This is a genomic window from Janthinobacterium sp. 17J80-10 (genome assembly GCF_004114795.1).
In the GTDB taxonomy this organism is placed as follows: domain Bacteria; phylum Pseudomonadota; class Gammaproteobacteria; order Burkholderiales; family Burkholderiaceae_D; genus Paucimonas.
The window spans coordinates 3460329-3471692 of record NZ_CP035311.1 but is presented as its reverse complement, the minus strand read 5'-3'; the positions used below and the strand labels follow the sequence as shown (position 1 = coordinate 3471692).

Genomic DNA, 11364 nt, shown 5'->3' with positions numbered 1-11364 from the left:
CGGAGGATAGGTCAATGAGCGATGTCCGTACCCGCAGCGAGGATTTTTGCCGGCGCTTCCGGCTTGACTTGCCGATCCTGCTGGCGCCGATGGCCGGCGCCTGTCCGCCGGCCCTGTCGGTCGCCGTGGCGCAAGCCGGCGGCGCCGGCGCTTGTGGCGCGCTGCTGATGGCGCCTGCCGATATGGCCGCGTGGGCCGCAGAGTTTCGCGCGCACACCGACCGTCCTTTCCAGGTCAACCTGTGGCTGCCCGACCCGCCGGCAGCGCGCGATCCTGTGCATGAAGCACACGTGCGCGAATTTCTCGGCAAATGGGGGCCGCCCGTGCCGCCGGCGGCGGGGGATGCCTTGCCGCTGAACTTTGCCGACCAGTGCGAAGCGTTGCTTGCGGCGCGGCCGGCGATCGCCTCCTCGATCATGGGACTGTATTCGCCCGAGTTTGTCGGGCGCATGAAAGCCGCGGGAATTGCCTGGTTCGCAACGGCCACCACGGTTGCGGAGGCCAGGGCGGCAGAAAGTGCCGGCGCCGATGCGATCGTTGCACAGGGCATGGAAGCGGGGGGGCACCGTGGCTGCTTTGATGCCGCGCGCGCGGAAGCAACGCAGTCAGGCCTGTTTGCGCTCTTGCCGGCGGTCGCTGATGCCGTGCAGGTGCCGGTAATTGCCGCCGGCGGTATTGCCGACGCCCGTGGCATTGCCGCGGCGCTCACCCTGGGGGCTTGCGCCGTGCAGATCGGCAGCGGTTTTTTGCGCTGTCCGGAGGCCGGCATCCATCCGGCGTGGGCACAGGGGCTGGCTGCCGCCATGCCGGAAAAAACCATGCTGACACGGGCGTTCAGCGGGCGCGCCGGCCGCAGCCTTGCAACCGACTATGCCATCGCCGCTGCGGGACCGGGGGCGCCTGCGCCGGCCCCTTATCCGGTCCAGCGTGGCTTGACGGCGACCATGCGCAAGCATGCGCTCGAGACGGGCGACTTGCACCGCATGCAGGCATGGGCGGGGCAATCCGCCGCGCTGGCACGCGCTGAGCCGGCTGCCGGCCTTGCACGCATGTTGTGGGATGGCGCCCAGCGCCTGCTGCCCTAGCAGTCCTGTTTCAGGCGACGTAAAACCCTGCAGCGCCCAGTCCGTCGATGACGGCCTCGATCCGGCTGCCGGAAACCAGCGCTTCGGCAGGCGTGGCGGCGCCGGCCAGGACAATGTCTCCAGCCTTGAGCGGCGCGCCGGATTGCGCCGCCAGGCGCGCAGCGGCTACCAGTGAAAGCAGGGGATCGCCGAGGATGTCGGCGGTCGAGCCGCTCTGGCGCAATTGCCCGTCGATGCGCAGTGTCACGGACAAGTCATTGAGCGGGGCGACGTGCGTTGTGCAGTCGATCCAGTCGCCGACCACGAACGCGGTAGACGAAGCATTGTCGGCGATGACGTCGGTCAGCGAAAACCTGAACTGGCGGTAGCGCGAGTCGATGATTTCAATCGCCGGCGCCACTGCGGCAATCGCCGCCAGTGTTTCGGCTGCGCTGACATTTTCTGCCAGAGGTTTTCCGAGCAAAAAAGCAAGCTCTGGCTCGCAGCGCGGATGGATAGTGCCCTGCAGCGAAAACCTTGCGCCATTCTCCACCTGCATCACATTCGTCAGGCGTCCGCAAATCTGGTCGGACACGCCCATTTGCGCCATCTTGGCTGCGCTGGTGAAACCCATCTTCAGTCCAACCATGTGTTCGCCCCGGGCCAGTCGCCGCGCCAGCAGCGCCTGCTGGATGCGATAGGCGTCGGCCATGCTGATTTCCTGCTGTTGCTGCGCCGGCGCTATGGCGACGGCATTCACCGCGGCGTCATCAAGCAGTTGCGCACAGTGGTCGATTGACGGCATGTTGCTTGTCATTGCCGCTCAACCTTGGGTGGCATCAAGCTGCTGCGATAGCCAATGGCAGAAGTCACCCTGCATCGCCGCATTCAACTCGTGCACGGCATTGTATTCCCGGTAGGTCAGCTGCACGGCCTTTTGCTGCAGCAGGCGCTGCGCGCTGCGGGCGAATTCCACCGTCAGCTTGTTGTCTTCGATGCCGTGCGAAACGAAGCCGGCGAGATTTTGCGTCAATTCATTCGGCGCGGTGATCGGCGCGATTTCCGGCAGGATGCGCCCGCTCAGGATGCCAAAGCCGGCGACCCGGTCCGGGCGGCTCAGCGCCACACTGGCGCTAAGGATGCCACCCTGGCTGAAGCCGGCGATCCAGATGCGTTGCGGGTCGACGCCATAGGCGGCGGGCAAGCCCTCGATGAATTGCACGAGCGCGGCGCGCGACGCTTCGGCCTGTGGCGCATTGATCACCGGGCCGCCTGAAGTGAAGTTGACGTTGAACCAGCCGAACTGCGCCGGGCCGAACGCCAGCGGGCCGCGCGCGAGTATCACCAGCAGGCGCGGATCCTGGCGCTGCGCCAGGTCGATGAGGTTGGCTTCGTTGGCGCCCACGCCGTGCAGCAAAATCAGGCAGGCAATGCCGCCGCCAGCGTCATCAGTGGCCGCGGCCGGGCTGCGCAGGCGATGCGCCAGCGGCAGGGCAGGGTGGGTGACAAGGTCATTCAGACTATGTTGCATAGCGGTGTTCCAATCAATCGATTCGGTTCAGGCAAGGATTGCCAGGGGCATCAGGCAAAGGCGTAGACATCCATGGCCAGCACGCTGTATTCGTAGCTGGCATGAATGCGTTCGGCTTTGGCCGCCGGACCGGCGGCGCCCATGGCTGCATACAGCGGCATCAGGTGCTCGTCGGTCGGATGGTTGCGCGCCGCATGCGGCGCCTGCTCGCGGTAGTTCAGCAAGGCTTCGCGCTGGCCGCCCAGCAGCTTGTCAGCCATCCAGTCGCTGAATTCGCTGACCCAGGCTGGCGCGGCTTCATCGATGTCCTGGCCGCGGAATTCGTACAGGTTGTGCGTCATCGACCCCGAGCCGATCACCAGCACGCCCTGCTCGCGCAGGGCCGACAGGGCCTGCCCGAGGCGTTCATGTTCGGCCGCGCCGGCGCCGCGCAATACCGACACTTGCAGGGTCGGGATATCGGCCTGCGGGTACATCAGGGAGAGCGGCACCCAGGCGCCATGGTCGAGGCCGCGCACGTCGCTGCGGCGTACGGCAAAGCCTGCTGCCTCCAGCAGTGTCGCCGCCTGCTCGCCCACTTGCGGCGCGCCGGGAGCCGGGTACTGGATAGCGAAGAGGGCCGCAGGAAAGCCGCCGAAGTCGTGGATGGTTGCAGGCTGCGCGGCCAGGCTCACCGACGCCCCGCCGACCGATTCCCAGTGGGCGGAGACGACCACGATGGCAGTCGGACGCGGCAGCGAATGCCCGAGTTGCTGCAGGAAACGGCGTGCCGGGCTATCGACCAGCGCCAGCATGGGCGATCCGTGCGAAATGAACAGTGTCGGTAAGCGGGACATGATGACCTCCTGAAAACAAATGGCAATGTATGACGGTTGCGCGGGGCGCAAAATCCGTCAGGCTAGGCATTCACTATAACCATATTGCAAATCGGGATAAATATGCGTTAGCATGACATTTTGTTTCATAATTCGAGACAATGGATCGATTCCAGGAAATGCAATCCTTCGTCGCGGTGGTCAATGCCGGCAGTTTCGTCAGGGCCGCCGATGCGCTGGAAACGTCCAAGGCGGCGGTCTCGCGCCATGTGGCGGAGCTGGAACAACGCCTCGGCGCGCGCCTGCTGAACCGCACTACGCGCAAACTATCGCTGACGGATGATGGCCAGGCTTTCTATCATCATTGTCTGGAAATCCTTGAGTCCATCGAGGAAGCAGAGGCCGACCTGAGTGCGCGCAGCGGCGAGGCCAGCGGCCGGGTGCGGGTCAGTGCCCCGGTCACCTTCGGGATCCTGTACCTGGCGCCGCTGTGGGGGAAATTCCTTGCCCTGCATCCCCGTGTCACCCTGGACGTCTCCCTGTCGGACCGCACGGTGGACCCGGTGGAAGAAGGCTATGACCTGGTCATCCGCATTGCCAGCGCCCCGCATCCGACCCTGATCGGGCGCAAGCTGGCAACCAGTCGCATTGTCTTGTGCGCGTCGCCCGCCTACCTGGAGACGCATGGCGAGCCGGTGCATCCGCACGAGCTCGCCGGGCACGACGTGATTGCCTACTCTTACTGGGCGTCGCGCGACGAATGGCGTTTCGAGGGGCCGCAGGGGCCTGTGCAGGCCAGCGTCCATCCGCGCCTGACCGCCAATAGCGGCGACACTTGCCGTGCCGCCGCATTGGCGCACCAGGGGATCATCCTGCAGCCGGATTTTCTGGTTGGCGAGGACTTGCGCGCCGGACGCCTGAAGGAACTGATGCCGCAGTATCGCTCGGTGGAGCTGGGTCTCTATGCCCTGTATTCCTCAAGGAAGCATTTGCCGCTGAAGCTGCGGCACTTGATTGATTTTCTGGCGGACGCCTTCAGGCGGCCAGCATGGCAGGCAGCGGATGGAAAAACCAGTGCCAGGGTTCGTAGATGAAGCCCAGCGCATTATCGCGCGGATAGGAAAGCGTGAAGCCGAAGCGGCCCGCATGCGCGACCAGCCAGGTAAAGGCCTCGGTCGCATCGAACTCTGCTTCGGTCGGGGCGCAGCCGGGGGTATTGATGTCGATGGCGCAGCCGCTATGGTGTTCGCTGTAACCCGGCGGCGCGCTCAAGGTCAGGATGGTCGTCATCGGCAAACCGCAGGCAAGCTTGTTGCGCAGGATGTCGACCTGCTGCTCGATGCTGCGAAATGCCGATACCAGTTCGATGGCAATGCCGTCATCATGCGCAGCCAGTTTCATGTGGTGCCATGCCGTCGCGGCGGCCGGCACCAGCAGATGCTGGCGGCCGCGCGCGTCGGTTTCCGCCACCACCAGACTTTGGGCTTCATCGTGGAATGGCAGGCCTTTGGCGGCGAGCATGGCCTCGCTGATGCCCAGGGCATCGAGTTCGCGCTGGATCCTGGCGGGGCGGACGTGTGGCAGCATGGCGTGCGTCTTATCGTAAGTCTTAAGAAACGGCGCGCAATAATTCCGGCGCGCTTGCTGCATCTGCAGGCATATCGGCTTGCGCCATGGCCGCGGCATTGGCCGCCACCTTGCGCGGCGATACCTGCTTCATGCGCACACGTCGACCGAACGCCGTGATGAATGCCGCGTATTCATCCGAACAGGGATGAATCCCCAGGCTCGCCGCCTTGGCCTTGCCTGTTTCCAGAGTGTCTTCTGCATCGTAAGAAAAATCACCCATATCCCAGGCGGTTTCGTGTTTGTGTGCCAACTTCATTTGCATCTTGTTTCTCGATTGCTAAGCTTTGTGATCGGTAATTTTCACGGAAATTTATTTTCCATGGTGCAATCAACTTTAGCGTTCTTGTCCTGTGCTATCAAGAGGACAAAGGGCGACAAATGAAAAATATTTGCGGCTTGCCACAGTAAATTTGCCGCGCGTTATACAGTCGATAATATGCGTCCAACAAGTCAATGACAGCCTGATATTTTTAATGTTGGCCCTGGTGCAAGAAGCGACCCATCCGGCAGTTGTATCGATGGAAAATGCCGCGCACGGTTTGGCGTGCGCGGCATTGTAGTGAATCCCTGCCTTGCCGGGCGCAGGCAGGGGCGATGGCTATTACGCTGCCTGGCGTTCCAGTGCCTGCACGGTATCGCCGCCGATGGCCACTTTGCGTGCCTTCAGGGTTTCCGGGATTTCCCGCGCCAGCTCGATGTTGAGCAAGCCATTGTCGAGCTGGGCACTGACGACCTTGACATGGTCGGCCAGCTGGAAGCGCTGTTCGAAGTCGCGCGCCGCAATGCCGCGATGCAGGAAGGTGCGTGCTCCATCGTCCTTTTGCTTGCGGCCGACGATGGTCAGGGTGTCGCGTTCGGTTTCGATATCCAGTTCAGCGCGGCTGAATCCGGCCACCGCCATGGTGATGCGGTAACGGTTTTCTTCCACCAGTTCGATGTTGTAGGGCGGATAGCTTGGCTGTCCGTCGGCGCGCTGCGCCTGGTCGAACAATTGCGCCAGGCGGTCAAAGCCGATGGCGGAACGGTAAAGCGGAGAAAAGTCGTATGTACGCATGGTGATATCCTCATCAATTAAGCGATAGGGTTACAGGCCTTGGTGGCCCGCCTGGCGGACCTCCATTGAGCATCCGCTGATACCGAAATGGGATTGGCGCTGGATTTTTTCAAGATCTTGAAATCCATGGCCGGCATCCCTATTTACCAGAGATTTGCAGAACGAAAGGAAGACGGCGTCCGATGCGCGAGCCTTGCCCAGATCCGTTTTCCCCGCGCCGGCGCATGTGCGCGTCCTGCCTGCGTCCGCAAAGTGCCTGCATCTGCCATTGGATTACGCCGGTGGCCGCCGCAGCCGAGGTGCTGATACTGCAGCACCCGCTGGAAGTGGCGAATCCCAAGGGGAGCGCGCGCCTGCTGCACCTGAGCCTGCCGCGCAGCCGCCTGGCAGGCGGCGAGACGTTTGCCGAAGCCGACTTGCGGGCCTTGCTGCATGCGCCCTGGCGCGACCGTCAGGCCGATGCGCACGCCAACCAGGCGGCCTGTTATCCGGTCCTCCTGTATCCGGAGTCTGCCGGGGAGGTCGTGTCAGACTGCAATAGGGCAGCGCTGGATGCGGCAAGGTTGCGCGATCCGGCGCGGCTGCGGCTGGTAGTGCTGGATGCAACCTGGCGCAAGAGCCGCAAGATGTTGCACCTGAATCCCCTGCTGCAGGCGCTGCCGCGCCTGGCGCTGACGGAGGTGCCCGCCTCACGCTACCTGATCCGCAAGGCGCACCTGCCGCACCAGTTGTCGACGCTGGAAGCGGCTTGCCTGGCATTGAGCCGGCTGGAGGGAGATGCGCAGAAATTCGAATCGCTGCTGCACGCGTTCGACGGGTTCATCGGCCAGCAGCTCGGCTATCGACCGCGTTAGGTGCAGGCCACGCAGCTTACAGGGCGAAGACTTTGCCGGCAGCGAGAAACTGGCGGAATTCGCCGGCCGGCAGGGCCGGACTGAAGTAAAAGCCCTGGCCTTCCTCGCAGCCGTTCTCGAGCAGGAATTCAAACTGTTCGCGGGTTTCCACGCCTTCCGCCACCACCGTGCGCTTCAGGCTGTGCACCAGTGCCAGCACGGCATGGGTAATCGCCACATCTTCGCTATCGCCCGGCAGGTCCTTGATGAACGAGCGGTCGACCTTGACGCTGTCGACCGGCAGGCGTTTCAGGTAAGCCAGCGACGAATAGCCGGTGCCGAAGTCATCCACCGACAAATGCACGCCGAGACGCTTCAGCTGGTGCAGGATGTCCATCAGCCGCTCGGCGTTTTTCATCAGCATGGTTTCGGTAAGCTCCAGTTCCAGGCTGTCCGGACGCAGGCCGGCATCCTGTAGCAGATGGTGGACCCTGCTGCAGAAACTATCGTCGGTAAACTGGCTGTAGGCAAGATTGACCGCAATCCGGATCGGCGGCAGTCCCTGGTCCTGCCAGCCCCGGCAATGGCGGCATGTTTCGCCGATGGCCCATAGTCCGATTTCGGCGATCAGGCCCATGTCCTCTGCCAGCGAAATGAAACGGTGCGGCAGCAATAATCCATGGTCCGGATGGTTCCAGCGGATCAGGGCTTCGGCGCCGCTGGTGCGGCCGTTGCGCAGGCTGATCTTGGGCTGGAAGTACAGTTCCATTTCGCCGCGATCGAGCGCATGACGCAAGGCCGCCTCCATCGCGTAGCGTTCCAGGCTTTGCGCGGCCATCGCCGCCGAGTAGTAGCGGAAGCGCCCGCGACCTTCGGCCTTGGCCCGGTACATGGCGATGTCCGCATTCTTGACCAGCGTCTCGACCTGGATCCCGTCAGCCGGGTAGGTGCTGATGCCGATGGAGGCGCCGATCGCATATTCCTTTTCGCCGACATGGAAGGGCTGTTCCACGGCAGCCAGAAGCTTTTGCGCAACCGAAGGCACGTGCAGGGGATCTGACGAAGATTCAACCAGGACCAGAAATTCGTCGCCACCGGTTCTGGCCACCGTATCGCTGTCGCGCAGGCAATCGTGCAGCCTTTGCGCGCATTCACGCAAGACCTGGTCCCCGGCGTTATGGCCGGCGGTGTCATTGATGATCTTGAAGTGGTCGAGGTCGATGAACAGGACGGCAAGCGACTTGCGGGTGCGATGTGCCTGCGCGATTGCGTGTTCCAGGCGTTCCTTGAACAGCATGCGGTTGGCAAGGCCCGTCAATGGATCGTGATGTGCCAGGTGATAAATCTTTTGCTCCGCACTTTTTCGCTCGGCGATGTCGCGCACCACGAGCAGGGTATCTTGCCTGATCTGGGTGCTGAATGGTGTCGCGGCGAGCTCGATATCAACGGTGCTGCCGTCGCCGTGCCCTATTTTCCCGACGGCAGATACAGCCTGGTCGGAATGCGCCAGGCGGTGCAATGTTTCGGCAACGGATTTCCGGTCGCCCGGGCAGATCAGGTCGATAAAATTTTTCCCGGTCAGTTGGCCATGGCTGCCAACCCCGGCCAGTTTCAGGCCGGCGTCATTGGAAAAGGCAATCCGGCCCTGGTGCAACAGATAGATCGCATCCGGCGACAGTTCAACCAGCTTGCGGTAAAGTTCTTCCGCTTCGCGCAGACCAGCTTGCAGCGCTTTTTCTTCCGTGATGTCATGGGCTGTGCCATAGAGCATGACCGGGTTGCCGGCAGCGTCGGTTTTGACGCCGCCGCGACAATGCAGATAGCGCCATGCGCCATCAGAGCGTATGACATGATGTTCATAGCTGAACGGCTGCCTTGTGGTCAAAGCGCCCTGGACAACTTCGTCGACCAGATGGCATTCCTCTGCGGGGATATAGGTCAGATAGTCTTTGTAGGGGAGCGAGGCGTGCCTGTCTGGCGGAATGCCATAAATTCGCGCCATTTCGTTGGAAATGGTCATGCGATCATTGGCGGCATCCCATTCCCAGCTGCCCATGTGTGCCAGGTGTTGCGCCTCTTCCAGCTGTGTTTCCTTGGCGCGCAAAGCATTCTGGATTTTCTCGCGCGCTGCGACATCGTTTTCGAGCGCAGCAACCGCATGGTGCAATTCTGCAGTGCGACGCTGCACCAGTAATTCCAGTTCATCCTGTAATTTTTTCAGATCATGTGTCGCCTGGCGGCGTTCATCGATCGTCGCTGCCAGTGCCAGGGCTGTTATGCCGACGACGCTGACAAAAACCTGCAGCAGCAGCAGGGGATTGAATGCTGCGCCAGCCAGTGGGCCAGTGTTGTTGATAATGCCGATCGTGACCATTGCAACCAGTACGACATTGGCCTTGGCGACTTCACTTTGGGAAAAGCGAAAAGCCAGCCAGATCAGGAATGGCAGGAACAGAAACAGCAGCGGCGCGCCACGTAGCGTAAAAACAAATAATCCACACAGCAAATACGCCAGTGAAAACAGGATGATCTCGGCAATGGCCTGGCGGTTCCAGTCCCTGCCGGCATTGGCTCGCCAGGTGAGAATTAGGGGGGCGAAAATTGCAATGCCGGTCAAGTCACCCAGAATCCAGGTAAACCAGCTTTCCAGGTAATGGCTCGCCTGAAGATGTCCGCTTGCCAGCAAGACGGTCGCCCCCGTCCACCCGGCAATCGATGCGCCTGCGGCGGCAAATAGCACGAACCTGAAGACATCGCCGCTACGGGTGAACCGGTCACTTAAGGCGATATGCCGCTTGATCAGCCATGACGCGATCACCGCTTCCAGCGTATTGCCCATCCCCATCGCTACGGCGAGTGCCGGGGGCAGGCCGGTCGTGCCCACAAAGATGACGGCACCCAAAAAGATGGCAGGCCACATCCGGTAGCCATATTTTAAGGTGATTGCGACTGCGAACCCCGCTGCTGGCCAAACTGCGCTTATGTTGCTTGGGTCAATTGCCAATAAAAGGGAAATTTTTCCAAGCAATATATATACAGCGGTGAACAACCCAAGTCGGGCAATCACGGAAAATTGCGTTGGTGCCTTCAATTTTTAAATAAGAAATGTTTTTTCTGGATGTCCGAATATCGGTGCGCCAGTTGCCTTGCGATTACATTGATTATTTAGACTGATTGCTGTTGAAAATAGCACGGCGTTGTTGCTCTGGGTTTGCGTTTACCCCAGAAGGAGGGAGGTAGGTACTAGTGGCATCGGCATATGTCGACAGCACCGTTCTTGCCCAAAGGCGATTTTTTAGGAAATGCTGCCGGAATCGCTCGGTGGGGTGAAAGAAGTCGCGGCAGATAAAGGGGAAGGCATGGAAAACCGGGTGAGCAGGCAGGCGCTTTGCTCACCCGGCAAGATGTCAGGCGGGCGCAATGCCGCCCAGTGCCGCTACCAGGCTCGTCATTAAACCGTCCACTTCCCCGGTCATGAGGGCGAAGTCGGTATCGAAACGCTCATCGTCATCCTTGGATCCTCCTCCAGTGTTTTCCTTGAGCACATCGAGCGCTGCCACGCGCTTGACTGCCAGCGTCTCGGTCAGGACGAAGGAAATACGGTCATTCCACGTCAGGGCCAGCTTGGTGCAGCGCTTGCCACCCTTGATATGACGGCGAATGTCGTCGGCTTCCAGGGTGTGCTTCACATAACGCACGGTTGACTTGTTCTCGCCGGTGGAGGTCAGTTCGGTATCCTGGTCGACCGTGAAGTTGTACGGGGCTTCATCGGTTTCGAGCCAGCTGGTCATGGCCTCTCCAGGGGAACGCACCACCTGCAGCGAGGTCACTGCCAGGTCCGGAATGGAGCGCAACAGCCATTTGAAGACATCGTCGGTCTTGGCCGGGCTGGCAGCGTCGACCACCAGCCAGCCATGCACCGGGTCGATCCAGACGTGCGTGCTGCTACTGACGGCAAAGGCGCGCGGCAGCAATTCGTCGGTGACCTGTTCCTTGATTTCCTTGCGCTGCTTCTTGCCGGGTTTGTAACCCTGCTGTTCCTCAATGTCAGCCAGCCTGAGTTTGGTGAACTGGTTGATCACTGATGCCGGCAGCAGTTTCTTTTCTGTGCCAAAACGCAGCAGCAACTGGCGGTTGACGGTATGTACCAGGCCGCCATTGTCGCGCGGGGGCAGCCAGCCCTGGCTTTGCATGTCCGAGCTGCCGCAGGGCTGGAAGGCTTGCTTGGCAAGCGCGTCTTCCAGAGCGTCGGTGCCGATGGTCCACGGCGACGTCAATTGAAATATTTGCAGATTCTTGAACCACATGTCATGTCCTGTTGGGTACGGGGAAGGCCGGCAAAAGCGTGAACGCAGCACGCCGGCGGGAAAGTAAGCCGGGCAGGATAGCGGAAAACGTCAAATGGCAAAAGATCTTGACAGAATTTCCGGCAAAGCCG

The 11364-nt window shown here is 61.3% G+C and carries 11 protein-coding genes; 3 read left to right on the top strand and 8 right to left on the bottom strand.

Annotated features, from left to right (window positions below):
* The first annotated feature begins 14 nt into the window (after positions 1-14).
* On the top strand, positions 15-1085 hold the full coding sequence (locus EKL02_RS15565; protein WP_128902885.1) for a nitronate monooxygenase: 1071 nt from the start codon (positions 15-17) through the stop codon (positions 1083-1085).
* 10 nt (positions 1086-1095) lie between these two features.
* Here the strand turns inward: EKL02_RS15565 and EKL02_RS15560 are convergent, their stop codons facing one another.
* The 3 genes from EKL02_RS15560 to EKL02_RS15550 are packed head-to-tail and all read right to left on the bottom strand — an operon-like array spanning position 1096 to position 3431.
* Positions 1096-1881 (bottom strand): fumarylacetoacetate hydrolase family protein, encoded by a 786-nt coding sequence (locus EKL02_RS15560; protein ID WP_241687736.1) that lies wholly within the window; start codon positions 1879-1881, stop codon positions 1096-1098.
* Between the two features lie 6 nt (positions 1882-1887).
* Entirely contained in the window at positions 1888-2595 is a 708-nt protein-coding gene (locus EKL02_RS15555) for a PHB depolymerase family esterase (protein ID WP_128902884.1), read from the bottom strand.
* Between the two features lie 50 nt (positions 2596-2645).
* On the bottom strand, positions 2646-3431 hold the full coding sequence (locus EKL02_RS15550) for a class III extradiol ring-cleavage dioxygenase (protein ID WP_128902883.1): 786 nt from the start codon (positions 3429-3431) through the stop codon (positions 2646-2648).
* A 140-nt stretch (positions 3432-3571) separates the two neighbouring features.
* On the opposite strand from EKL02_RS15550, the gene EKL02_RS15545 reads away from it, so the two are divergent.
* Complete coding sequence (locus EKL02_RS15545; RefSeq protein ID WP_128902882.1) at positions 3572-4504, top strand: LysR family transcriptional regulator; 933 nt, start codon at positions 3572-3574, stop codon at positions 4502-4504.
* Here the strand turns inward: EKL02_RS15545 and EKL02_RS15540 are convergent.
* The 3 genes from EKL02_RS15540 to EKL02_RS15530 form a co-directional block, all read right to left on the bottom strand.
* On the bottom strand, positions 4446-4997 hold the full coding sequence (locus EKL02_RS15540) for a M15 family metallopeptidase (RefSeq protein ID WP_128902881.1): 552 nt from the start codon (positions 4995-4997) through the stop codon (positions 4446-4448). The two genes, EKL02_RS15545 and EKL02_RS15540, sit on opposite strands and share 59 nt — an antisense overlap.
* Positions 4998-5019: 22 nt before the next feature.
* A complete protein-coding gene (locus tag EKL02_RS15535) occupies positions 5020-5295 on the bottom strand; it encodes a hypothetical protein (protein ID WP_128902880.1) in 276 nt (91 codons plus the stop codon).
* Positions 5296-5640: 345 nt separating this feature from the next.
* Complete coding sequence (locus EKL02_RS15530) at positions 5641-6093, bottom strand: Hsp20 family protein (RefSeq protein WP_128902879.1); 453 nt, start codon at positions 6091-6093, stop codon at positions 5641-5643.
* A 182-nt stretch (positions 6094-6275) separates the two neighbouring features.
* Between EKL02_RS15530 and EKL02_RS15525 the strand changes: the two genes are divergently transcribed.
* Positions 6276-6947: a tRNA-uridine aminocarboxypropyltransferase gene (locus EKL02_RS15525; protein WP_128902878.1), complete on the top strand. Its 672-nt coding sequence runs from the start codon at positions 6276-6278 to the stop codon at positions 6945-6947.
* A 16-nt stretch (positions 6948-6963) separates the two neighbouring features.
* On the opposite strand, the gene EKL02_RS15520 is transcribed toward EKL02_RS15525, so the two are convergent.
* Positions 6964-9993, bottom strand: a complete 3030-nt coding sequence (locus tag EKL02_RS15520; RefSeq protein WP_164932043.1) for an EAL domain-containing protein — start codon at positions 9991-9993, stop codon at positions 6964-6966.
* Positions 9994-10333: 340 nt separating this feature from the next.
* On the bottom strand, positions 10334-11233 hold the full coding sequence (locus tag EKL02_RS15515; RefSeq protein WP_128902876.1) for a recombination-associated protein RdgC: 900 nt from the start codon (positions 11231-11233) through the stop codon (positions 10334-10336).
* Between the last annotated feature and the right edge of the window lie 131 nt (positions 11234-11364).